This window comes from Bosea sp. F3-2 (assembly GCF_008253865.1).
Classification (GTDB): domain Bacteria; phylum Pseudomonadota; class Alphaproteobacteria; order Rhizobiales; family Beijerinckiaceae; genus Allobosea.
Window position 1 is genome coordinate 2,477,818 of record NZ_CP042331.1, and the last position, 24,024, is coordinate 2,501,841.

General features: G+C 67.1%; 21 protein-coding genes. 10 read left to right on the plus strand and 11 right to left on the minus strand.

Annotated elements, in window-relative coordinates; genetic code table 11:
- Positions 1 to 23: 23 nt before the first annotated feature.
- From FQV39_RS11440 to mbfA, 4 genes are all read left to right on the plus strand, one after another.
- The gene (locus FQV39_RS11440; protein WP_149130399.1) at positions 24 to 1,430 is read left to right on the plus strand and encodes an MATE family efflux transporter; all 1,407 of its coding nucleotides are present in this window, start codon (positions 24 to 26) and stop codon (positions 1,428 to 1,430) included.
- A 175-nt stretch (positions 1,431 to 1,605) separates the two neighbouring features.
- Positions 1,606 to 2,367 carry a L,D-transpeptidase gene (locus FQV39_RS11445; RefSeq protein WP_149130400.1) on the plus strand — a complete coding sequence of 254 codons (762 nt, stop codon included), beginning with the start codon at positions 1,606 to 1,608 and terminating at the stop codon, positions 2,365 to 2,367.
- A 114-nt stretch (positions 2,368 to 2,481) separates the two neighbouring features.
- Positions 2,482 to 3,297, plus strand: a complete 816-nt coding sequence (locus tag FQV39_RS11450; RefSeq protein WP_149130401.1) for a DUF2076 domain-containing protein — start codon at positions 2,482 to 2,484, stop codon at positions 3,295 to 3,297.
- 120 nt (positions 3,298 to 3,417) lie between these two features.
- Entirely contained in the window at positions 3,418 to 4,374 is a 957-nt protein-coding gene (gene mbfA, locus FQV39_RS11455; RefSeq protein WP_149130402.1) for an iron exporter MbfA, read from the plus strand.
- Positions 4,375 to 4,544: 170 nt separating this feature from the next.
- Here mbfA and FQV39_RS11460 read toward each other — a convergent pair whose 3' ends face one another.
- A complete protein-coding gene (locus FQV39_RS11460; protein ID WP_149130403.1) occupies positions 4,545 to 5,351 on the minus strand; it encodes a L,D-transpeptidase in 807 nt (268 codons plus the stop codon).
- 166 nt (positions 5,352 to 5,517) lie between these two features.
- Entirely contained in the window at positions 5,518 to 6,948 is a 1,431-nt protein-coding gene (locus FQV39_RS11465) for a lipopolysaccharide biosynthesis protein (RefSeq protein WP_149130404.1), read from the minus strand.
- Positions 6,949 to 7,281: 333 nt separating this feature from the next.
- Here FQV39_RS11465 and FQV39_RS11470 point away from each other — a divergent pair, with 333 nt between their 5' ends.
- A complete protein-coding gene (locus FQV39_RS11470) occupies positions 7,282 to 7,785 on the plus strand; it encodes a GNAT family N-acetyltransferase (protein WP_149130405.1) in 504 nt (167 codons plus the stop codon).
- Positions 7,782 to 8,624 (plus strand): DMT family transporter, encoded by an 843-nt coding sequence (locus FQV39_RS11475; RefSeq protein WP_248313331.1) that lies wholly within the window; start codon positions 7,782 to 7,784, stop codon positions 8,622 to 8,624. The genes FQV39_RS11470 and FQV39_RS11475 overlap by 4 nt, the downstream gene beginning before the upstream one ends.
- Here the strand turns inward: FQV39_RS11475 and FQV39_RS11480 are convergent.
- Entirely contained in the window at positions 8,611 to 9,093 is a 483-nt protein-coding gene (locus tag FQV39_RS11480; protein WP_149130406.1) for a PaaI family thioesterase, read from the minus strand. The genes FQV39_RS11475 and FQV39_RS11480 overlap by 14 nt on opposite strands.
- A 228-nt stretch (positions 9,094 to 9,321) precedes the next feature.
- Positions 9,322 to 9,777 (minus strand): MarR family winged helix-turn-helix transcriptional regulator, encoded by a 456-nt coding sequence (locus tag FQV39_RS11485; protein WP_149130407.1) that lies wholly within the window; start codon positions 9,775 to 9,777, stop codon positions 9,322 to 9,324.
- Between the two features lie 224 nt (positions 9,778 to 10,001).
- On the opposite strand from FQV39_RS11485, the gene groES reads away from it, so the two are divergent.
- From groES to FQV39_RS11505, 4 genes are all read left to right on the plus strand, one after another.
- Positions 10,002 to 10,289 carry a co-chaperone GroES gene (groES, locus tag FQV39_RS11490; protein WP_149130408.1) on the plus strand — a complete coding sequence of 96 codons (288 nt, stop codon included), beginning with the start codon at positions 10,002 to 10,004 and terminating at the stop codon, positions 10,287 to 10,289.
- A 49-nt stretch (positions 10,290 to 10,338) separates the two neighbouring features.
- Positions 10,339 to 11,976, plus strand: a complete 1,638-nt coding sequence (gene groL, locus FQV39_RS11495; RefSeq protein WP_149130409.1) for a chaperonin GroEL — start codon at positions 10,339 to 10,341, stop codon at positions 11,974 to 11,976.
- A gap of 455 nt (positions 11,977 to 12,431) precedes the next feature.
- Positions 12,432 to 13,544: a branched-chain amino acid ABC transporter substrate-binding protein gene (locus FQV39_RS11500; protein ID WP_149130410.1), complete on the plus strand. Its 1,113-nt coding sequence runs from the start codon at positions 12,432 to 12,434 to the stop codon at positions 13,542 to 13,544.
- A 385-nt stretch (positions 13,545 to 13,929) separates the two neighbouring features.
- Complete coding sequence (locus FQV39_RS11505; protein WP_187640249.1) at positions 13,930 to 16,023, plus strand: ABC transporter ATP-binding protein/permease; 2,094 nt, start codon at positions 13,930 to 13,932, stop codon at positions 16,021 to 16,023.
- A 162-nt stretch (positions 16,024 to 16,185) separates the two neighbouring features.
- On the opposite strand, the gene FQV39_RS11510 is transcribed toward FQV39_RS11505, so the two are convergent.
- From FQV39_RS11510 to FQV39_RS11540, 7 genes are all read right to left on the minus strand, one after another.
- Positions 16,186 to 16,668 (minus strand): META domain-containing protein, encoded by a 483-nt coding sequence (locus FQV39_RS11510; protein WP_149130412.1) that lies wholly within the window; start codon positions 16,666 to 16,668, stop codon positions 16,186 to 16,188.
- Positions 16,669 to 16,798: 130 nt separating this feature from the next.
- Positions 16,799 to 17,785, minus strand: coding sequence for an ATP phosphoribosyltransferase (gene hisG / locus FQV39_RS11515; RefSeq protein WP_149130413.1), 987 nt, complete (start codon positions 17,783 to 17,785; stop codon positions 16,799 to 16,801).
- Positions 17,782 to 18,894, minus strand: coding sequence for an ATP phosphoribosyltransferase regulatory subunit (locus tag FQV39_RS11520; RefSeq protein ID WP_149130414.1), 1,113 nt, complete (start codon positions 18,892 to 18,894; stop codon positions 17,782 to 17,784). The genes hisG and FQV39_RS11520 overlap by 4 nt, the downstream gene beginning before the upstream one ends.
- A gap of 200 nt (positions 18,895 to 19,094) precedes the next feature.
- On the minus strand, positions 19,095 to 20,723 hold the full coding sequence (hisS, locus tag FQV39_RS11525) for a histidine--tRNA ligase (protein WP_149130415.1): 1,629 nt from the start codon (positions 20,721 to 20,723) through the stop codon (positions 19,095 to 19,097).
- 292 nt (positions 20,724 to 21,015) lie between these two features.
- Positions 21,016 to 22,389 carry a glycolate oxidase subunit GlcF gene (glcF, locus tag FQV39_RS11530; protein WP_149130416.1) on the minus strand — a complete coding sequence of 458 codons (1,374 nt, stop codon included), beginning with the start codon at positions 22,387 to 22,389 and terminating at the stop codon, positions 21,016 to 21,018.
- Positions 22,389 to 23,576, minus strand: coding sequence for a glycolate oxidase subunit GlcE (gene glcE / locus FQV39_RS11535; RefSeq protein ID WP_149130417.1), 1,188 nt, complete (start codon positions 23,574 to 23,576; stop codon positions 22,389 to 22,391). The genes glcF and glcE overlap by 1 nt, the downstream gene beginning before the upstream one ends.
- 163 nt (positions 23,577 to 23,739) lie before the next feature.
- Positions 23,740 to 24,024, minus strand: coding sequence for a GIY-YIG nuclease family protein (locus tag FQV39_RS11540; protein ID WP_149130418.1), 285 nt, complete (start codon positions 24,022 to 24,024; stop codon positions 23,740 to 23,742).

The following is a 24,024-nucleotide window of genomic DNA, read 5'->3' on the forward strand; positions in this document are numbered from 1 at the left end:
ATCGGCGGTAGAAGCGCACCCCCATGCCGACCGTCGACGCCTTCAAACCGCAGCATCCCTGGCTCATGGAGGCGCGCGCCATGCTCGCCCTGAGCTGGCCGATGGTGCTGACCAATGTCGCGCAGACGGCGATGACGGCGACCGACGTCATCATGATGGGCCATCTCGGCCCGGAGGCGCTGGCTGCCGGCGCGCTCGGCACCAACCTCTATAATGCCGCCCTGATCTTCGGCATCGGTGCGATGGGCGCGGTCGCGCCGATGCTCGCGATCGAGCTCGGCCGCAACAAGCATGCGGTACGCGATCTGCGCCGCACCGTCCGGCAGGGCTTCTGGGCCGCGGCCACCATGGTGGGGCCGATGTGGCTCTTCCTCTGGCAGGCCGAGTTCATCCTGACCGCGATGGGCCAGGACCCGGCCCTGTCCAAGGCGGCCGCATCCTACATCCATACGCTGCAATGGGGCCTGCTGCCCTTCTTTCTGTATCTGTGCCTGCGCGGCTTCGTCGCCGCGTTGCAGCGACCGCGCTGGGCCTTCATCGTCGTGCTCGGCGCCGTCAGCTTCAACGCCGTCGCCAACTGGTGCCTGATGTTTGGGCGGCTCGGCTTCCCGGCGCTCGGCCTGCCGGGTTCGGGTCTGGCGACGGCGCTGTCCTCGGCCTTGATGTTCCTGGGCCTCGCGCTCGTCGTCTCGCTCGACCGGCGCTTCCGGCGTTATCATGTGCTGGGCCGCTTCTGGGTGCCGGACTGGCCGCGTTACCGCGCCTTCTGGCGAATGGGCCTCCCGATCGCTCTGACGCTCGCCTTCGAGTCGCTCATCTTCTATGGCGCGGCCTTCATGATGGGGTTGCTCGGAGCAACTGCGCTTGCGGCCCATGCCATCGCGATCCAGATCGCCTCGCTCGCCTTCATGGTGCCGCTCGGCATCGGCCAGGCCGGGACCGTCCGCGTCGGCCGCGCCTTCGGCGCCGGCGACAAGGAGGGCATCCGGCGTGCCGGCACGATGGCGCTCATCCTGGCGCTGAGCTTCATGAGCTTCACCGCGCTGCTGATGGCAACCGTGCCGCACTGGCTGATCGCACCCTTCCTCGACCGCTCGAAACCCGGCGCGGAAGCGGTGGCCCAGATCGCCGTGGTCTTCCTGTTCTATGCGGCGGTCTTCCAGATCGCCGATGGCGCGCAGGTCGTCGGCTCATCGATCCTGCGCGGGCTCGGCGACACGCGCCTGCCGATGATTCTCGCCGGCATCGGCTATTGGGGCATCGGCCTGCCACTTTCCGCAGCTCTCGGTTTCGTGACCCCGCTCGCCGGGCGCGGCATCTGGATCGGCCTTGCCATCGGGCTGACCGCCGTCGCCGTGATGATGCTCTCACGCTGGTGGGCGCGAGAGCGATTGGGGCTGCTCAAATGGGGGCTGCGGCAGGCGGTCTAGCGGGAGCCAGCTCTGTTGCCGAAGGGCAACAGAGTTACACAGCCACAATTTGGCCATCCCCTGTTCACCCCACGGCCATCTCGGACACCTTGAACGGAAGCCTGCAACGGCGCATGGAACCGCAGCGCCGTCCCACCGTTGACTTCCGCCGCCCGTAACACCGAGTTTGCCGTCGATGTCCCCCGCCCGCCCGTCCGCCTCTCCCCTCGCCCGTCCGACCCGCCGCGCCTTCGCAGCCCTGACGCCGCTGTTCCTCGCCGCCTGCGTGAGCCGGCGCCAGCAACCTTATGAGGTTGCGCCCAAGGGGCCGCAGATCAGCCCGCAATACCTGTCGATGTATGGCGAGCGGCCGGACGAGCAGCACCCGCTGCCGGCGACGGACCTCACCGAGGTCGAGCCGCAGTTCCTGCGCCGCATCGTCTCCTATCCGACCCGCGAGCAGCCCGGCACCATCGTCGTCGATACCGACAACCGCTACCTCTATCTCGTCCAGGAGGGCGGCAAGGCGATCCGCTACGGCATCGGCGTCGGCAAGCAGGGCATGTCCTGGCGCGGCCGCGCCACGGTCGCCCGCAAGGCGCAGTGGCCGCGCTGGACGCCCACCGCGGCGATGATCGCCCGCGAGCCGGAACGGAATCGCCCCTGGGCTGCCGGCATGGCTGGCGGCCTCGAGAACCCGCTCGGCGCGCGCGCCCTCTACCTCTATCAGGGCAGCCGCGACACGCTGTATCGCATCCATGGCACCTCCGAGCCCTGGTCGATCGGCAAGTCGGTGTCCTCGGGCTGCATCCGCCTGTTCAACCAGGACATCATCGATCTCTACAGCCGCGTGCCGACCGGCACGACGGTCGTGGTGCTCAACCGCGGCACGCTGCAGCCGGGCTCCGAGGTCGACGAGATGCCGCCGCCGGACGACGATCTCGACGGCAGCATCTGATACGGCGCGGCAGCTTGCCGCGCAGGTCAAGCAGTTCCGGCCTTGATACTGTCACAGGCCGGTCCCACCTCTTGAGCGCGGCGCAACGATGCCGCGTAACGAGAGGAGATGACGATGACGCCGCAAGAACGCGACGTGATCGCCGGGATTTTCGACCGCCTCAAGCAGGCGGCCAACCAGCCCCGCGACCCCGAGGCTGAGAACTTCATCGCGGAACGCCTGCGCGAGCAGCCCTATGCGCCCTATGCCATGGCCCAGGCGGTCTATGTGCAGGAGCAGGCGCTCGCCAATCTGCACCAGCAGGTCGAAAGCCTGCAGGCGCAGCTGCGCGAGGCCGAGAAGCGAGCCAGCGAGGCCGCGGTCCCGCCGGCTGCCGGCGGCTTCCTGTCCGGCATCTTCGGCGGCGGCAGCGTGCCGCGCGCAGGGTCGGTGCCTTCCGTGACGCCACGTGCCGATGCGGCTGCCCCCTCCAGCGCCTGGAACACACAGCCGCAAGGCCAGCCGATGCAAGCCAGCCCGGTACAGGCCGCTCCGGCGCAGGCCGCCGCGCCGATGCAGCCCGGTCCATGGACCAACCAGCCGCAACAGGCCCCTGGCCGCGGCGGTGGTTTCATGGCGAGCGCCTTGACAACGGCAGCCGGTGTCGCCGGCGGTGTCGTTCTCGGCAATGTCCTCGCCAACGCCTTCAGCGGCGCGGGTGGGGCCGCCAAGGCTGCAACCCCGGCAGCGGCGGCCGATACGAGTGCCAATGCCGGCGCCAACACGCAGCAGGCGGCTTATGATGAGGGCGCCAAGGATCAGGCGGCGCAGGATCGCTCGGATTACGGCCAGGGCTATGACGGCGAGGCCAAGTACGAGCAGGCGAACAACGACGACGATGACGGTGACGATCCCGGCTTCGATTCCGGCGACGACGACAGCTGGGTCTGACCCCTTCCCACGACATAACGCGCCCGCCTCCCTGAGAGGCGGGCGTCTTTTTTGGCGTGAGCCCTTCCCTTTGTTCCCCAGAACCCATAGGTTAGAATTATTCTAATCTATGGACTTCCCATGAAGCGCGTCACTGATCTCGACGAGGCCGAAATCCTCGCCCTTGCCATCGCGAACGAGGAGGAGGATGCCCGCATCTACCTCTCCTTCGCCCAGCGCCTGCGCGCCAACTACCCGCATTCGGCGCGGATGTTCGAGGAGATGGCGACCGAGGAGCAAGGCCATCGCCACAGTCTGCTCACGCTTTATGAAAGCCGTTTCGGCAAGGAGCTGCCACACATCACCCGGCAGGATGTGAAAGGCTTCCTCAAGCGCAATCCTGTCTGGCTGCACGAAGACCTGCAGCTCGATGCAGCGCGTCGGCATGCCGCCCTGATGGAGCTCGAAGCGAGCCGCTTCTATGCCGATGCGGCTCAGCGCGCCTTCGACACCAGCACCCGAAAGCTCCTCGCCGATCTCGCCGAAGCGGAGCGCCAACATGAAAGCCTGGCCGAACGGCTCGGCGAAGAGCTCAAGACCTCGGGTGCCGCCAATGAGGAAGAAGAGACACGCAAGCGGCTCTTCGTCCTCCAGATCGTCCAGCCGGCGCTCGCCGGGCTGATCGACGGCTCGATCTCGACGCTGGCGCCGATCTTCGCCGCAGCCTTCGCGACGCATGATTCCTGGAACGCCTTCGTCGTCGGCCTCGCCGCCTCGCTCGGCGCGGGCATCAGCATGGGTCTGACCGAAGCGCTCTCCGACGACGGGGTGGTGACGGGACGTGGCCATCCTTGGGTGCGCGGCGCCGCCTGCGGCATCGCGACCGCGATCGGCGGGCTCGGCCACACCCTGCCTTACCTCATCCCCGATTTCTGGCTGGCGACCGCCATCGCTGGCGTCATCGTCGCCTGCGAGCTCGTGGTGATCGCCTGGGTGCGCTTCCGCTACATGGATACGCCGTTCGGCTCTGCGATCGTGCAGATCATCCTCGGCGGCCTGCTGGTGCTCGCTGTCGGCGTCCTGATCGGCAGTTCCTAGTGGCTGCTGCGTTTTGATGGAAGCGCGGGTCATCCCGGCCGGAGCGAAGCGGAGAGCCGGGATCCATGCCAGAACCTTTATCAGGAGGCGCTCTGGCATGGATCCCGGGTCAAGCCCGGGATGACGGCGTGTTTCCGCGTAAATTCAGCAGGCTCTAGGGCAACGCCCGCTCAGATCACCAGCACCTTGGCGCCGACGCGCACGCGCTCGTAGAGGTCCTTGACGTCGTCATTGGTCATGCGGATGCAGCCGGAAGAAACCGCCTGCCCGATGGTGTTCGGCTCGTTGGTGCCGTGGATGCGGTAGAGCGATGAGCCGAGATACATGGCGCGCGCGCCCATCGGATTCTCCGGGCCGCCGGCCATGAAGCGCGGCAGGTCCGGCCGGCGCTTGAGCATTTCCGCCGGAGGCGTCCAGCTCGGCCACTCCGCCTTGCGCGTGATCGTCTTCATCCCGGCCCAGGAGAAGCCGGGACGGCCGACGCCGATGCCGTAGCGCAGAGCCCGGCCGCCCGGCTGCACCAGGAAGAGGAAGCGCTGCGGCGTGTCGATGATGATCGTGCCCGGCTTGTGCGGACCGTCATAGGCAACCTCCTGCTTGTGGAAGCGCGGATCGACGAGCTGCTGGATGCCCTGCTGCGGCTCGATCGGCTGACCGAGCGCCGCCACGCGGCGACCGGCCTGCGGCTGGCGCGCAGCCTCGAAGGGATCAGCCTCGTAGCCCGGCGCCGACCTCACCGTCTGGCCATAGGCGTACTGACCACCGGGACGGTTGTAGACGGCGCCGCCTCGGCCATAGGGCGTCGGGTCGCGGCCGGTCATCAGCATCTCGATGAAGCCGCCGCCATAGTTCGCGCGGCCGCGTGCCGCAGCCATCGGGTCATTTGGCCCGGCATAGCCATAGCCCTGCGCCATGGCTGCGCTCGCTGTCAGCGAGCCGGCTGCAATCAGCAACGGAAGGACAATCGTTCGACGCATCACGCAATACTCTCGACATCGACTGCCGGAAGCCTGCGGAGCGGCTTGAAAAGAATGGTGAATCACAGGCTTCGAGCGCGCAATTCACTCCAAAACTCAGCCAATTCGCGGAATTAACCTTAGCGGGTCATCAAGCCGCAGGGTGAAGGAAGCGTTGCCGGCCGGGCTATCGCCTTAACCCTTTGCGGGCGAGCCAACGCAGCTTCAAGCCGCTGCGCCAGCGGCCGACATCGCAGGCGAGGATCACCGCCGCATAGGCCAGCCCGCCGAGGCCGATCTGGAGCGGCAGCTCCGCCAGAGCCGGCGGGCGGTTCTGAAGCGACCAGACCAACAGGCTCATCGCGGCAGCGGCGAGGATCACACAGCCGCAGTCGCGTAGCGGCGGCCATGACGGCAACGCGCCAAGGGCGACTGCACCGGTCACCGCAAAGGCCGTCAGGAAGGCTGCGCTTTGCGCGATCGCGATCGCTCCCGGTGTGGCTGCCCCCAACGGTGCGGCGATGACGGCAAGGTTCACGGCCAGCCCCGCCAAGGCCGCGAAGGTGGCGACGAGGGTGCGCCTGGCCAGCAGGAAGACCGGGTAGATCGCCGCCTGGAACAGCGCGATCGCGGCGAAACCGGGCAGCAGGAGCGCCATATAGCTGGCGAAATGGCCTCTGAAACTTGCGGGCACGAAGAGCCGCTCGAAGGCCGGCAGCGTCAGCCAGAAGCCCAGCACGACGGGCAGCACGACGGCGAGCACCGTCACCATGTTGCGAGCGATGCGCTTCTGCGCGGCGGGGCGGCCCCGGGTCTCGTCGAGGCGGATCACCTCGCGCAGCAGCAGGATCTCCAGCATCGAGGCCAGTACTGGAAAGAGCCTGAGGCCGATATCGGAGGCGAGCGAGAAATAGCCGGCCTCCGCCAGGCCGAAACGGTCCGCCAGAATGGCGCGATTGAGCAGCGGGATCAGCGAATAGACGGCGTTTCCGGCCACCAGCGGCAGCGCATAGCGGGCGAAGCTGCGGGCAAGATCGGTCCGTGCCGCGGCGAGCCCCGGACCTTCATCGGCCAGCCTGCGGCGCACCGCGAGCACCGAGACGATGGTGCTGGCCAGCCCGCCTAGCAAAACCACGACCGGATCGCGTAGCCACCAGGCCGCTCCGACCATCAGCGCGAGGGCAATGCCACTCCTGATGAGGACGAGCCGGGCATAGGCGGCGTCGAGGAAGCGCGAGCGGGCGATGGCACTGTGATAGTCGAACCAGCCGGCTCCGACGCCGCCGGCGACGGCCACCGCGAGCAGCGTCATCGGCAGGCCGGTATCGATGCCCGCGAGCAGCGCCGCCCCTAGCAGCGCGCAGAGTGAGAGGCCAATGCCGGCGAAGAGCAGATCGAGCGTCGCGCGGATGCCGGGATCGCGCTCCCGGCTTTGCGCCGAATAGAAGCGGACGACCGAAAGCTTCAGCCAGTCGAGCAGCGCCGTGTTGACCAGCACGACGACCGCGGCACCGATGGCATAGAGCCCGAACGCTTCCGGCCCCAGAAACAATGCGATGAGCAGCCCGAGGACGAAGTTCAGCCCGGCATTGATGATGAAGGGCACGAGAACAGTCATATGATCCCGGTCATGACGCCCTGAGGCGGAAGCAGCACGACTCACATCCACGGCCGAAACGTCGCGGGCCGTTCTGGCCTAGAGGCTCAAAGGGATCATGGGCAAGGGTTTTTCCGGCGCGCGCTCACCTGCCACGCGTCATTGCGAGGAGCGCCAGCGACGAAGCAATCCAGGGGCGGCAGAGCTCTACGTCCCCCTGGATTGCTTCGCTTGTGCTCGCAATGACGGGGAGTTCACCGCCGATGCGGCGCTTGCATTGCGGCGCTGAACCCCATGCGCTGAGCGGTTGCGCCTCCCCTTGCCTTGGCGGCCAATGACCGGCATCCCTGCACCATGACGTCCAGCCTTCCGCCGCTTCGCGCCGCGCGCGACGACGATTCCGAACCGCTCGCCGCTCTGGTGGCGGCGAGCTTCGCCGAATATCCCGGCTGCCATTTCGACTGGTCGGAGTTTCCGGAACTGCGCCGGCCGGCGAGCCATTTCGCCGCCAGGAACGGGCGGCTCTGGGTCGTCGATGCGCCGAATGGCGGCATCGCCGGCTCGCTCGGCGTCATCCCGGTGCCGGAGCAGAATGCCGTCGAGCTGTTCAAGGTCTATGTCGCGCCCGCCTGGCGTGGCGCCGGGCTGGCGCAGGCCCTGTTTGCCGAGGCGCTCGCCTTCGCGGAAGCCGGCGGCTTCGGCGAGATGATGCTGTGGTCGGATACGCGCTTCGTCCGCGGCCACCGCTTCTACGAAAAGCTCGGCTTCGTGCGCTGGCCGGGCGAGCGCTATCTCGGCGATATCTCCTTCACCTGGGAATACCATTTCCGCAAGCCGCTTGCCGGTCCGCCGGCATGAGCATCACAACCGCGCTGCGCGCCGCGCTCGGCATCGCGCTCCTCACCGCCATGGATGCGGTGATCAAGGGCCAGATGCAGCAGCACCCCTTCATCGTCGCGCTGTTCATGCGCTTCCTGATGGGCGGCCTCTGCGCGCTCGCCGTCCTCGCGTTCGCGCGCCCGGCCCGCCCGACCCGAGACAGCATCATCGGCAATGTCGTGCGCGTCCCGCTCGTCGTGCTGACCGCCGGCAGCTTCTTCTATTCGGTCTCGGTGCTGCCGCTCGCCGAAGCGCTGACGCTCTCATTTCTGGCTCCTGTCTTCGTTGCGGTCCTCGGCGGCCTGCTGCTGAAGGAGACGATCGACCGGCGCGTGCTGCAGGCGCTCGCCTTCGGCCTCGCCGGCATGCTGGTGATGGTCTGGCCGCGGCTGCAGGGCCATGTCAGCGGCGCCAGCCTCGGCGTCGCCGCCGCGCTGTTCTCGGCGGTGAGCTACGCCTTCAATCTGATCCTGCTGCGGCGCATCGCGGTCAGGGAGCACCCCACCGTCATCGTCGCCTTCCAGAATGTCGGGCCGGCGCTGTGCCTCGTCGTTCCCGCCGCCCTCGCCTTCGTGCCGATGACGCTGGCGGATCTCGCGATCTATCTCTTCGCGGGTGCGCTCGGTGTCGCAGGCCATCTCACACTCACCTCGGCCTATGCCAAGGCGGCCGCGTCCCGGCTGGCGGCGATCGAGTACACCGCGCTGATCTGGGCGAGCCTACTCGGCTTCTTCGTCTTCGGCGAGGTTCCGCTCTACACGACTTATCTCGGTGCGCTTCTGATCGTGGCCGGGGCCGGCGCGGTCAGCCGGCGCTAGGCTTCGCCGGAAACACGACGCAGGTTTCCGTACCGTGCGCGAGCAGCTTGCCGCGCTCATCGCGCAGATTGCCTTCGGTCGTGATGACCGAGCCACCGCGATGGATCAGCTTGCCTTCGCAGCGCACCGTGCCGGAGTCCGGCATGACTGGCCGGACATAGTTCAGCTTCATCTCCAGCGTGGTGTAGCCCTCGCCCGGCTTCAGCGTGGAATGGGCGGCGCAGGCCATGGCGGAATCGAGGATCGTGGCGGTCCAGCCGCCGTGGATCGTGCCGAGCGGATTGAAGAAGCGGGGCGACGGCTGGCCGACGAAGACGACGCGCCCTTCATCCGCCTCCGCCAGATCGAAATCCATGGTCCCGGCGAAAGGCGGAGCCGGGTGAGTGCCGTCGATGATGCCGCGCAGGAAGCTCAAGCCATCGCCCGCGACCAGCACCTCGCGGGACACCACTCCGAACGTCCGATCCATGGCACCCTCTCAAATCGTGTATCTGCACGATAAAGAGAGGATGGTGGGTGCGTCAACCGGAGCCGATTGAGAACGCCGTCATTCCGGGCGGAGCGAAGCGCAGACCCGGAATCCATCATAGGGTGTCCAGCTCTACGATGGATTCCGGATCGGCGCCGCGGAACCTGTCCTGGGGCCGACCGAAGGTCGGGCCCGAGGGCGGCTTGTCCGGAATGACGGATCCGGGTTTCAGGCCCCCCCACGCGCAGCGCGGCGCAGCGCCTTCAGCCCGTCGCGGGTCTCGCGCCAACGCTCCTCGCCGAAGCCGCCCTCGATCTTGTCCTGCGCCGCCCGCCAGAACGGAATGGCCGCCTCGATCGCCGCCCTGCCCTTCTGCGTCACCGCATAGACCGCGGCACGGCCACGGCACTCGACCGGCTCGACCATGCCCTCAGTGGCGAGAAGCTGGAGATTGCGGGTCAGCGAAGTACGCTCCAGAGCGAAGCGCTCGGCCAGCTCCGTGATCGACTTCCATTGCCCGGTGCTCAGCGCCGAGAGCAGCACGAACTGGGTGATCTTCAATCCGCTCGGCCGCATCGCCTCGTCATAAGCGCGGGTGACGGCGCGGGCCGTCATCCGGACATGAAGCGCAACGCAGGACCGAGCGATGTCGTCGAGGCGCGGATCGGGCACGAGTGTCGTCATTCAGCCATCTTAGCGTGTTCTAGCGCGTGCGGCAGCCGAAAGGCGAAGGGCTGCGTGCCGCATCCGGCGTTCACTTTGTTGTCGCAGGCTTCCTTGACTCTCCGAGACCCCGAGCCTATCTCCGCGCCATCTGTTAGCACTCTCATCCATTGACTGCTAACAGCCTCCCCCGGGAGCCCTTCCGCGGCGCCCGAACCGAATGAGACCGAGAGGAAGACAGAACCATGAAGTTCCGTCCTTTGCATGACCGCGTCGTGGTCCGCCGCCTGGATGGCGAAGAGAAGACCAAGGGTGGCATCATCATCCCCGACACCGCCAAGGAAAAGCCCCAGGAGGGCGAGGTCATCGCCGTGGGCCCGGGCGCCCGTGACGAGGCCGGCAAGCTCGTCGCTCTCGACGTCAAGAAGGGCGACCGCGTCCTGTTCGGCAAGTGGTCGGGCACCGAGGTCAAGATCGACGGCCAGGATCTCCTGATCATGAAGGAATCCGACATCATGGGCGTCGTCGGCTGATAGCCGCCTGACTGCTCTCTTCCCTTTCCATTTCTAAGGAGTAGCTCTCATGGCTGCCAAAGACGTCAAGTTCTCCACCGAGGCGCGCGACAAGATGCTGCGCGGCGTGGACATCCTCGCCAATGCCGTGAAGGTCACGCTGGGTCCGAAGGGCCGCAACGTCGTGATCGAGAAGTCGTTCGGCGCCCCGCGCATCACCAAGGACGGCGTCACCGTCGCCAAGGAGATCGAGCTCGCCGACAAGTTCGAGAACATGGGCGCGCAGATGGTGCGCGAAGTCGCTTCGCGCCAGAACGACCATGCCGGTGACGGCACCACCACCGCCACGGTGCTCGCCCAGGCGATCGTGCGTGAGGGCGCCAAGTCGGTTGCGGCCGGCATGAACCCGATGGACCTGAAGCGCGGCATCGACCTCGCCGTCGAGGCCATCGTCGCCGATCTCAAGAAGAACTCGAAGAAGGTCACCTCGAACGCGGAAGTCGCGCAGGTCGGCACGATCTCGGCCAACGGCGACTCGTCGGTCGGCGAGATGATCTCGAAGGCCATGCAGAAGGTCGGCAACGAGGGTGTCATCACCGTCGAGGAGGCCAAGACCGCCGAGACCGAGCTCGACGTCGTCGAGGGCATGCAGTTCGACCGCGGCTATCTCTCGCCCTACTTCATCACCAACTCCGAGAAGATGGTCGCCGAGCTCGACGACCCCTACATCCTCATCTTCGAGAAGAAGCTCTCCTCGCTGCAGGCGATGCTGCCGATCCTCGAGGCCGTGGTGCAGACCGGCAAGCCGCTCCTCATCATCGCCGAGGACGTCGAGGGCGAGGCTCTCGCCACGCTCGTCGTCAACAAGCTCCGTGGCGGCCTGAAGGTCGCGGCCGTCAAGGCTCCGGGCTTCGGTGACCGCCGCAAGGCCATGCTCGAGGACATCTCGATCCTGACCGCCGGCCAGATGATCTCGGAAGACCTCGGCATCAAGCTCGAGACCGTGACGCTTCCCCAGCTCGGCCGCGCCAAGAAGGTGCGCATCGAGAAGGAGAACACCACGATCATCGACGGCGCCGGCAAGAAGAAGGACATCGAGGCCCGCGTCGCCCAGATCAAGGCGCAGATCGAGGAGACCACCTCGGACTACGACCGCGAGAAGCTCCAGGAGCGCCTGGCCAAGCTCGCCGGCGGCGTCGCGGTGATCCGCGTCGGCGGCGCGACCGAGGTCGAGGTCAAGGAGAAGAAGGACCGCGTTGACGATGCCCTGAACGCCACCCGCGCCGCGGTGGAAGAAGGCATCCTGCCGGGCGGCGGCGTCGCCCTGCTGCGCGCTCTGAACTCGGTCAAGACGATCAAGACCCAGAACGACGACCAGAAGACCGGCGTCGAGATCGTCCGCAAGGCGATCGCCGCTCCGGCCCGTCAGATCGTCGACAACGCCGGCGATGACGGCGCGGTCGTGATCGGCAAGCTGATCGAGTCGAAGGACTATTCCTATGGCTACAATGCCCAGACCGGCGAGTACGGCGATCTGGTCAAGGCCGGCATCATCGACCCGACCAAGGTCGTGCGCACGGCGATCCAGGACGCGGCTTCGATCGCGGGCCTGCTGATCACCACCGAGGCGATGATCGCCGAGCTGCCGAAGAAGGACGCCCCGATGCCCCCGATGGGCGGCGGCGGCATGGGCGGCATGGACTTCTGATCCATCGCTCCCAGCAAGACTACGGAAGGCCCGGCGCAAGCCGGGCCTTCTCTTTTTGGGGCGCGAGGGAGCCGAACAAGGGCACGGGGAACCCCTCTCCTGTAAGGAGAGGGGCAGGGGTGAGGTGTAGGCCGTTTGACCAGCGAGGTGCGGCCCCATCGCTGAGCAGCGACCACCTCACAGCAAATGCGGTTAGCGGCCTACCCCTCACCCTACCCTCTCCCTCCGGGAGAGGGTTCCCCGCGCTGTCCGAGCCTCTCAATGCTCCGTCTCGGATCCCGCTCATTCCATATCGTGTAAGCGAAGGCGCGAACTGCCCCTCCCCCCGCCATGCATCCCAAGCGGCCCGCTCGCGAAGCGATGAGATGTCATCGTCACCTCTCCTCGCCTATAAAAGCGGCAAGCGACTCCACAACGGGCTCGCGCGGAAACGCCAAACTGATCGGGAGAGGCCCATGAAAACCTCCACATTCCTCAGCGGTGTCGCATTCGCCGCAACGCTGTTCGTCTCGGCGCAAAGCGCTCAGGCCGACATCACCATCGGACTCGTCGCGCCGCTGACCGGCCCGGTCGCCGCCTATGGCGACCAGGTCAAGAACGGCGCCCAGACCGCCGTCGACGTCATCAACAAGAATGGCGGCGTGCTCGGCGAGAAGCTCGTGCTGAAGCTCGCCGACGATGCCGGCGATCCGAAGCAGGGGGTCTCGTCGGCCAACCTGCTGGTCGGCGAGAAGGTCAAGTTCGTGGTCGGACCAGTAACCTCGGGCGTCGCCATGGCGGTTTCCGACGTGCTCGCCGAGAGCGGCGTGCTGATGGTGACGCCGACCGCGACCTCGCCGGCGCTGACGACTCGCGGCCTGGCCAACGTCTTCCGCACCTGCGGCCGCGACGACCAGCAGGCGGAGATCGCCGCGGCTTACGTCCTGAAGAACATGAAGGACAGGAAGATCGCGATCGTCCACGACAAGGGCACCTACGGCAAGGGCCTCGCCGATGCCTTCCAGAAGGGCATCAATGCCGGCGGGCTCAAGGAGGTCGTCGCGCTGACGGTCAACCCCGGCGACAAGGATCTCTCGGCCGTCGTGACGCGCCTCAAGGCCGCCAATGTCGACCTGATCTATTTCGGCGGCTACCATCCTGAGGGTGGGCTGCTCTCCCGCCAGCTCGCCGATGCGGGCGTCAAGGCGGTCATCATCGGTGGCGAGGGTCTCTCGAACACCGAATTCGCCGCGATCGGCGGCGATCATGCCACCGGCACCCTCTTCACCAACGCCACCGACGCGCTGAAGAACCCGGATTCGGCCCAGGCCGTCGCGGCGCTGAAGGAGAAGGGCATTCCGCCGGAAGCCTTCACGCTCAACGCCTTTGCCGCGGTCGAGGTGCTGAAGGCCGCCATCGAGAAGGCCGGCAAGGCGAGCGATGCCAATGGCGCTGCCAAGGCGCTGCAGTCCGGCATGCCGGTCAAGACCGCGATCGGCACGCTGACCTATGGCAAGACCGGCGACCTGAGCTCGCCGAGCTTCTCCATGTACAAGTGGGACGCCGGCAAGATCGTCGCTGCCGAGTGACGCGCAGAGCTGTCGACCAGTCAGCCCCTGCCAGCTTCCCGCCCCGGACGAGCCCCGCTCGTCCGGGGCGGTTCGTTCCAGGTCTGCCGCGCCGCATTTTGCGGGAGCGCGTGTCATCCCGGACAAGCCGCTTCAGCGGCGCCGATCCGGGATCCATCGTAGAGCGCAGAGTCCTACGATGGATCCCGGGTCTCCCGCCGGTAGCCCGGGATGACGGCGCGTTTCCACGGAACCGGCAGAATCCCATGGCCGCCTCCCCCCTCGCCGCCGCCTATCCGCCAGATGACAATTTGCTCATTCGGGCGCATCGCCATTGAAAGGCCCCATCTGCTGCGACATGGTCCGAATCGTGGAGTTTACCGTTTCCCGCCCAGGATCCCTGCCCATGCGTCCGTTGAGCATCCTCGTCGCCGCGTTGGCGGCTGTCACGCTGGTCGTCGGCCAACAGGCCGGATCGGCCGGGCTGATCGGTATGGGCGTCGTCGGCCTGCTGCTGGCGGCGGTAACCTTCCGCTCGCCGAGCCTGGCGTTCTTCCTGCGCATCTTTTCCGGCGTCTTCGCCATCGAATATCTGCTGTTCGGCGCGGCGGCCGTGCTGGCGGAGATCGGCTGGTGGCCGCCGGCACTGCAGATCCCGCCCGTACCGACCAGCCTGCCGACCACCGTCGGCGTCTTCGGCATCCTGATCTACGCGATCTCCTTCGTGCCGGTGATCGCGCGTATCGCCCGCATCGCCTCGCCCTATTTCGAGTCGCAGGAGGTCACCACGGCCAATCTCTGGCCGATCGGCCCGTTCCGGATCCGGCTCGGCACGCTGGCGGTCTCGCTGTTCGTCTTCCTGATCGTGATCAACCAGGCCCAGGTCGGCATCACGCTGCGCCTCTCCTTCTTCAATCGCGACATGTACGACGCGCTGCAGAACAAGGATGCGGCCGCCTTCTGGTATCAGCTGTTCTGGGTGTTCTGCCTGTGGGCTGCTCTCTGGGTGATTTCTGGCCTGATCGAGCTCTTCGCCAACTACACCATCCTGATCCGCTGGCGACAGTTCATGGCGAACGAGTACACGCGGCGCTGGCTCGACCACGCCACGCATTACCGGATCGCGCTTGCCGGCAGCGTCGACAACCCCGACCAGCGTATCGCCGAAGACACCCGCGCCTTCGTCAACCAGACCTACAACTTCGCGCTGCCCCTGCTCTCGCAGGTTTCGACGCTGGTCTCGTTCTCGATCATCCTCTGGAACATCCCGGTCGCCTTCAACCTGCCGGGCACCTCCATCGCCGTTCCCGGCTACATCTTCTGGGTCGCGTTCTTCTACGCGGCGGCGGCGACATGGCTGACGCATCTGATCGGACGCCCGCTGATCCGGCTCGAGTTCGAGCAGGAGAAGCGCGAGGCGAATTTCCGCTTCTCGCTGGCCCGTCTGCGCGAATATTCCGAGCAGATCGCGCTGATGGTCGGCGAACCGACGGAGCGCGCCCATCTCGCCCAGCGCTTCTACGACATCGTCGAGAACTTCTACCGGCTGGTCTGGCGCCGACTGAAGCTGACCAGCTTCACCCTGTCCTACAACCAACTCAGCGTGGTGCTGCCCTACATCATCCTGGCACCGTACTATTTTGCGGGCACGATCACGCTCGGCATCATGATGCAGGTGGCCGGCGCCTTCGACCGGGTGCAGACTGCGCTCTCCTTCATCATCAACAGCTACTCCTCGATCGCCTCCTACCTCGCCTCGATCAACCGTCTGACCTCGTTCGAGACCGCGATCGCCGACGCGCAGCACGGGCCGATCAGCGAGGAGGCGCTCGGCCGCGAGACCTCGCGCGACCAGGGCCTGCACATCCGCAATGCCACACTGCTGCTGCCGAACGGCAAGCCGATCGTGAAGCTCGGCGCGCTCGATTTCGGCAAGGTGCGTTCCACCCTGCTGATCGGTCCGTCCGGCTCCGGCAAGTCGACGCTGTTCCGCGCCATCGCCGGCATCTGGCCCTTCGGCGACGGCAAGGTCGGGATTCCGCCCGAAGCGCAGATCATGCTGCTGCCGCAGCGCCCCTATCTGCCGCAGGGATCGCTCCGGGCCGCGCTGGCCTATCCGGCCAAGGAAGGCGCCTATGACGACGCTGCGATCCGCGCCGCGATGGAGAAGGTCAAGCTCGGCCATCTCGCCGACAAGCTCGACGAAGTCGATCTCTGGGGGCAGCGGCTGTCCGGCGGCGAGCAGCAACGGCTGGCCGTTGCCCGTGCACTGCTGAGCAAGCCGGACTGGCTCTTCCTCGACGAGGCCACCGCCTCGCTCGACGAGAAACTGGAAGGCGAGATCTACGCGGCGATCGACCGCGAGCTGCCTGAGGCCCGTATCGTCTCGATCGGCCACCGCGCGACGCTGCGCAGCATGCACGACGCCGTCGTCACCATGGAGCCGAACGCGGACGGCACCTTTACCCCGACGCCGACGGAAAAAGCGCCGGCTGCCTGAGGCCTCTCCCCTTCTCCCCTTGGGGGAGAAGGTGGCAGCGCGAAGCGCTGACGGATGAGGGCAGCGCTACGTTGCTGAAACGAAAAAAGGGCCGCTTGCGCGACCCTTCCCTCATCCGTCTGCTCCGCAGACACCTTCTCCCCCGAGGGGAGAAGGAGGTGCTCAGAGCGAGCGGCTGAGGGTCAGCTCGCCGGCCGCGCCCTTGAGGACGAGGCGGCCATTGACGATGTCCCAGTTGCGCGCAGCGCGCAGGGCAGTGAGGAAGGCGCGCTCGAAATCGAGCAGGCCCTTGTCGCAGCTGCGCTTGGTCAGGGCGATCGGCCCCACGGCGAGTCCCTGCTGGCGCAGCGGGTAGGCCGAGGCCGAAAAGGTGTTGCAGCCGCCGAAGCCGGTGCCGCGCAGATTCTTGTCGATGATCAGCGTCGCCCGGCGGTCGTAGACGGGCTTGCCGTTCAGCTGGACGACGCTCCAGCTCGCGCCGACCGGAAAGGTCTTCTCCTGCTGGGCCTGCGGAATCTCGGTCTGCCCGCCGAGCTCGGTGCGGGAGGGCATCTGCTGGCGGCGCTGAGCCATGGCCTCGCCCGGCATCAGCATCGGCGCGGCCAGGCCAGCAAGAACGGCCGCAAGGCCAAGGCGTCGGATCATGATCGTCTTACCTGCATTCACTCGCACGGCCGCGCGGGCCGCCAAACCGGTTAACACGCCTAGAGGCCAATTGGCTCAGGATCAAGGCTGAAGCGGGGCAGGCACTGTCATTCCGTTGCGGAAAACCGCTTCAGATGCGCGCGTTGAGTCGTTCCAGCAGGCGGTTCGAGCGGCGGAAGACGTAAGCCGGAGCGGAAACGGTCACATCGTCGGCGCCGAGTCCGTCGAGATGTTCGACCAGCGCGAAGACGGCCTTGTCCGGGCAATGCAGCGTCAGCGGCGTGCCGGCAGCCGGCGCGCCGAACGGCAGGCGCGTGCCGAAACGCCCCCCGAGAGCCGCCAGGACCTCCGGCGACAGATCGAGGCGCGCACGGACCTCGCGGATCGTGCGCCCCTCCTCCTCCGCCGCGATGCGCGAGAGGATGGTCTTTGCGGCAGCCCTGGCGCGGTCGCCCCAGGGCGCGCGCATGGAAGCGACGAGATTGGCTTCCGAGGCCAGCATCACGCCGTCGTCCAGCACCTTCAGCGCATTGGCCGCGAGCGTCGCGCCCGTCGTGGTGATGTCGACCACGATCTCGGCCGTTCCGGCGGCAGGCGCGCCTTCGGTCGCGCCGAGGCTCTCGACGATGCGATAATCGGCAAGGCCGTGCTCGGCGAAGAAGCGGCGGGTCAGGTGCACATATTTCGTGGCGACGCGCAGCTTGCGGCCGTGGCGCGCGCGCATGGTCGAGGCGACGTCGTCGAGATCGGCCATGCTGCGCACGTCGATCCAGGCTTGCGGCACGGCGACGACGACATTGGCGTGGCCGAAGCCGAGGGGGGTGAGCATCTCGACGGCGGCATCGGCATCCGAGAGTTGCTCGCGGACGAGGTCCTCGCCGGTGACGCCGAGATGAGCGGCGCCCGAGGCGAGTTGCGCGACGATCTCCGAAGCCGAGAGGAAGGCGACCTCCGCGCCCTCCACCCCGGCGATCGTGCCGCGATAGCCGCGCTCGCCGCTGGCCTTGACGAATTTCAGCCCGGCGCGGCCGAAGAAGGCGGTCGCGTTCTCCTGCAGCCGCCCCTTCGAGGGCACGGCGAGGACGAGCGGGGCATCGTTGCTGGACGGCTGGCTCATGCCGCGTCTCCCGTCAGCCGGTCGAGCCAGAGCGAGGCGCCGACGGCCGGGATCGGCCGGCCCGCGCCGAGACGGCCGAGAAGGTTGTCGTAGCGTCCGCCGCCAGCCACGGGCTTGCCGTCGCCGCGGGTGGTATCGTGCAGCTCGAAGATGAAGCCGGTGTAGTAGTCGAGATTGCGGGCAAAACCAGCCGAGAAGCGGATCGCGCCGACATCGACACCGCGCGCCGCGAGGAAGCCGGTGCGCTCGTCGAAGGCATCGAGCTGGCGGCCCAAATCGAGCGAGGCCTGGTCGGCCAGCGCCCTGAGCGCGGCAGAAGCGGTATCGGGATCGCCGGAGACGGCGAGCACCTGCGCAAGCAGCGCCTTGACGTCGCTGTTGACCGGATTCTCGCGCTCGGCGGCGTGCGCCAGGAAGCGCTCCGCGATATCGCCAGCGGTACGCCCGCCCACCGTCGAGATGCCCGCGATCGACAGTACATCCTCGACGAAGGCGCGGGCAGCCTTGGGGTCCTGCCCTTCCAGAGCCTTGAGCAGGCCGGCATGGGCGGCATCGCCGTCGGCGGCCGGCGGATCGAGCGCCTCGACGGCCTCAGCGCCCTTGCCCTGCACGATGGCGCGCACGAGGCGACGGCGCGCGGCCCGCGGCACCGAGAGCCCGTCGAGCAGCGCACCGAGCAACGCGACATCGCCCATCACGATGCGCCGCGCCTTCAAGCCCAATGCAGCGGTCGCCTCGATGGTAACAGCCATGATCTCGGCATCGGCGGCGGTGAAATCGGCACGGCCGAAGGATTCGATGCCCGCCTGCAGGAACTCGCCGGGCTCACCAGCGCGCATGCGGAAGACCGGGCCGGCATAGGCGTAGGCCGCCGGTTCGGTCGAGCCCGAGGCGATGTGATCGAGCGCGACGGGGATGGTGTATTCGGGGCGCAGGCACCAGTCGCGGCCGTCGGCATCCTGCGTCATGAAGATGCGGCGGCGGATATCCTCACCCGAGAGATCGAGGAAGACGTCGGCGGGCTGCAGGATCGCGGGCTCGGCATGGACATAGCCCTCGCCTGCGAAGAGCGCGATCACGGTCTCGATGCTGGCGCGGCTTGTGGGCACGGCTTCCTATCCTGTTGCGAGCGCCGTCCTAGCAGCGGTGCGACGAATTTTCGAGGGATTTGAGGGAAATGGGTGAACGGGAATCGAAGGGAGCCGTCGTCATGGTCGGGCTTGTCCCGACCATCCACGTCTTCACTGGTCGAAGGCCGTGTTCAAGACGTGGATGCTCGCCACAAGGGCGAGCATGACGACATCGCCCTTCACGAATGTCGCGCGAGGACCCGCTTCACGCCCTCGACCAGCTCCGCCACCGGCACGGCGAACTGCGCTTCGGCCTGCTTGGCCTTGTGCTCGGCGGAGTCCTTGACGTCGCGGCTGGCGGCCGCGAGCTCGGCGCCGAGGATCAGGTCCTTGATGACGACCGTCCCGGCCTCGCGCTCCGAAGAGCCCTGGATTACCGCGCAGACAGCGCCGCGCCGGTCGGCGTATTTCATCTGGGCGTTGAAGCCGGAAGCGCCGAGATAGAGGTCGGCGCGCAGCAGCGGCTTGCCCTCGGCGTCCGTCGCCTGACGCAGCGCCGAGACCATCGCCTGATACCCAGGCATGAATTCCGGCGACTTGTTGTCCATTGCGGTGACGACGACGAGCGGCAGCTCGTTCTTGCTGTCGACGATCGGCGACTTCACCGCCTTCAGCGCCGAATAGAGCCGCGAGACGCCGATGGAGAAGCCGGTCGCCGGCACGGGCTCGGGCCGGAAGCGGCCGACGAGGCCGTCATAGCGCCCGCCGCCCGCGACCGAGCCGAAGCGCACCACCTGCCCGTCATCATTGGTGACCGGGAAGGTCAGCTCCACCTCGTAAACCGGGCCGGTGTAGTATTCGAGGCCTCGGACGACGGAGGGGTCGACGCGGATGCGGCCCGGACCATAGTCTGCGGCACGGAGCAGTTCCGCGATCTGACGAAGCTCTTCGACCCCTTCTAAACCACGCTGCGAGCCAACAACCGCGTCACGAGCAAATGAAAGAGTCATGTCATCGGACGGCCATGTCTCTTCGCCCCGCGAATCTCCAGCCGGGGCGGGTTCCGCTCGACGACGAGAAGCCTCGATCAGATCGGGATTACTTTCGCGGAAAGCGACTTGGCCTGTGAGGAGAAGAATGCGGTTAGCCTGCTCCTCGTTCAGACCCGCGCCCTTCGTAAAATCCCCGCTCTCGTCCTTGCGCCCCTCACCGAGCAGGAGCCGCACGCCTTCCGGCCCGAACTTGTCGAGCTTGTCGATCGCGCGCAGCACCGTCAGCCGTCGCCCCGCATTCTCTTCGCCGCCGAGCCCGATGGCTTCCATCACGCCGTCGAGCACCTTGCGGTTATTGACCTTCACGACATAGTCGCCGCGCTTGATGCCGAGCTTCTCCATCGTGTCGGCGGCAAGCATGCAGATCTCGGCATCGGCCGCGACGGAGCCCGAGCCGACGATATCGGCGTCGAACTGCATGAACTGGCGGAAGCGGCCCGGCCCCGGCTTCTCGTTGCGGAAGACGTAGCCTGCGCGATAGCTGCGATAGGGCTTTGGCAGCGCGTCGAAATTCTCGGCGACATAGCGGGCGAGCGGCGCCGTCAGGTCGTAGCGCAGCGAGAGCCACTGCTCGTCATCGTCCTGGAAGGAGAAGACGCCCTCGTTCGGCCGGTCCTGGTCCGGCAGGAACTTCCCAAGCGCGTCGGTGTACTCGACGAAGGGCGTCTCGACCGGATCGAAGCCATAGACCGAAAAGCTCTCGCGGATGACGGAGAGCATGCGCTCGGTGGCGGCGACATCGGCCGGGCCACGATCAACGAAGCCACGCGGCTGGCGGGCCTTCAGCTTGGCAGGGGCGGATTTGTCGGCGGACATGGGCAATTCGCTTCGTACTGTCGGGCGATGTTGGTTTTGTCGGGTTTGTCGGCCGACACCGGCGTTCGGTAGACCGCGCGGGCGCAGGGAGCAAGTCACCAGGCGTCATTCTCGGGCGAAGCGAAGCGCAGACCCGAGAATCTCGTTGCCCCAAGACGCGGGAACCTCGACACGCTCTCCTCCCCCTTGTGGGGAGGAGTTGGAGGTGGGGGTGGTGCCGCTTGCACGCCCTCGCCAAGCGGCACCACCCCCATCCCCATACCCTTCCCCACAAGGGGGAAGGGAGAGCGCGCTACTCGGCGGCCGCAAGCCTGACTTCCCGCAACGGCCGATCCGCGATCCCCGCCTTCGCCAGCTTCTCCGGCAGCGGGCCGCCCGTCGCCCAATCCAGCAGCTCGGCGGTGTGGACGACCGGAGTCGTCGCGCCCTTGTCGGCAAAACCCTTCGCGAGCTGGGTCATGCAGCCGATATTGCCGGTCGCGACCAGCACCGGCTTGGTGCGCTCGATATTGCCGATCTTGCGGTCGCGCAGGCGGTCGGCGATCTCGGGCTGGAGGATGTTGTAGACGCCGGCCGAGCCGCAGCAGATGTGGCCCTCCGGCACCTCCTTGACCTTGAAGCCCGCCCCCGACAGCAGCCGCTTCGGCCCGTCCTTGAGCTGCTGGCCATGCTGCATCGAGCAGGCGGAGTGATAGGCGATCGGCATGGCGACGTCGCGCACGGCCGAGAGTTCCAGCGTCTCCAGGAACTCGGTGATGTCCTTCGCCAGCGCAGAGACCTTCGCCGCCTTCTCGGCATAGGCCGGCTCGTTGCGGAACATGAAGCCGTAATCCTTGATCGTCGTGCCGCAGCCCGAGGCGGTGATCAGGATAGCGTCGAGCCCCTCGCCTTCGGCCTCCGCCATCCAGGCGTCGATGTTCGCGCGGGCGAAGGCGAGCGCGTCATGCTCCTGCCCCATATGGTGAACGAGAGCGCCGCAGCAGCCCTCGCCCTTCGGCAACACAACCTCGACGCCGTGGCGGTTGAGCAGACGGATCGTCGCCTCGTTGATCGCGGGATCGAGCACCGGCTGGGCGCAGCCGGAGAGCAGCGCGACGCGCTTCGTCCGTGCCGCGGGCGGCGGGAAGCTCTGCGGGCCTTCCATGGTGGAGCGCGTCGGCAACCGCACCGGCGCCAGCGCCAGCATCGCCTTCAGCCGCGGCCCGACGACGGGAACCACACCCAGCACGGGCATCAGGGGCTTGCCGACCAGCGCCGCCAGCATCGCTGCGCGGAAGCGGCCGGGATAGGGCAGGATCGCCGCCAGAACCTTGCGCAGCAGCCGGTCGTGCCAGGAGCGGCGATAGGTCTCCTCGATATGGGCGCGGGCATGGTCGACGAGGTGCATGTAGTGCACGCCCGAGGGGCAGGTCGTCATGCAGGAGAGGCAGGAGAGGCAGCGGTCGATATGGGTGACGACTTCCGGCGTGGCCGGCTTGCCGTTCTCCAGCATGTCCTTGATCAGGTAGATGCGGCCGCGCGGGGAATCGAGCTCGTCGCCGAGCAGCAGATAGGTCGGGCAGGTCGCGGTGCAGAAGCCGCAATGCACGCAAGTGCGCAGGATCTTCTCCGAGGCCGGCATGCGCGGGTCGGAGGCAAGGCGTTCGGGGGTGAAGTTGGTCTGCATCAGATCCCCGCATACATCCGGCCGGGCTCGAAGATGCCGGCCGGGTCGAAGCTCTTCTTGATGCCGGCCGTCACCCGCATCAGCGGCTCGGCCAGCGGCTGGAACACCGCGACGGCGGCGCGCACCGCATCGGGCGCGCGCACCAGCGTGGCGTGGCCGCCGAGCGGCTTCAGCGCGGTGCGGATGGCGGCGGCACCGGCATCGCCATCGGCTGGAGCCGCCAGCCATAGCAGCCCGCCGCCCCAGTCGTAGAACCAGCGCGCGCCCGGCAGCATCCGCCCGATCGCCGCGGCGACCTTCGCGCCATCCGTCGGCTTGAGCGAGAGCCGCCAGACCGCCTCGCCCGTTCCGGCGAAGAAGGCGGCGTCGCGGATATCGCGCCAGAGCGCGGCCATGTCCTCGCCTTCCAGCCGATCGGGCACGCCGTATTCGCCGAGCAGCAAGGCGAGCTCGCCGGCACGGTACGCGATCGAGTCCGGAAAGTTCTCCAGCCGCAGCAGCGTCACAGCCTCCTCCCCGGCGAGGCCGGCGGGAAGATGCGCCGCGGCCATCGGCTCGAAGGGCGAGCCCAGCGCGTTCGACAGCAGCGCGACGCCCTGCGCGTCCGACAGCCCCCGCCATTGCAGCGTCACGATCTCCGCCGGCTTCGGCAGCACCCGGAAGGTGACTTCGGTGAGGAAGCCGAGCGTGCCATGGCTGCCGCTGACGAGCTTCACCAGATCGAGGCCGGTGACGTTCTTCATCACCCGCCCGCCGGATTTGATCATCTCGCCGCGGCCGTTGATCATGCGGATGCCGATCAGGGAATCGCGCGCGGCGCCAGCATTGATGCGGCGGGGGCCGGAGATGTTGCAGGCAGCGACAGCGCCGATCGTCGGCTCGCCCTCGGTGCCGTAGAGAGCGCGATGGTCCATCGGCTCGAAGGGCAGCATCTGGCCGCGTTCGGCGAGCGTCTCCTGCACCAGGGCAAGCGGCGTGCCGGCGCGCGCGGCGATAACCATCTCCGCTGGCTCGTAGAGGGTGATGCCGGTGAGGCCCGCGCTGGACAGGGTGCTCGCGGCCTGAGCAGGGCGGCCAAGGCCAGCGCGCGTGCCGCCGCCGCGCAGGGTGAGCGGCGTGGCGCTGTCGATGACCGACTTCACGACGGCGCAGGCCTGCGCCTCGGTGGTGGGAGTGTGGATGATCATGTGCAAGCTCCCCCGTCATTCCGGGGCGCGCCGAAGGCGTGAGCCCGGAACCCATGAACACGACATATATCATCGTGCGTTGGGCGCTTCCCGTTCCTTGCAACGTCGTGTTCAGGGGCTCCGGGATCTTCGCTGCGCGAAGCCCCGGAATGACGGGGGAGGTTCACTGCGCCAATAGCGGATACAGATCCGTCCAATCGGGATTGTTCTCCTCGATCAGGTTGATCTTCCATTGTCGCCGCCACTTCTTGATGTCCTTCTCCCGATCGATCGCGTTCGTGGCCGTCGCATGCTCGTACCAAACCAACCGATCGACGCCGTATTTGCGCGAAAAGCCAGGGACGATCTTGCTCCTGTGCTCCTGGATACGGCGGGCGAGATCGCGGGTAACGCCGAGATAGAGCGTTCCGTCTCGTCTGCTCGCCAGCAGATAGACGTGAAACGGCAA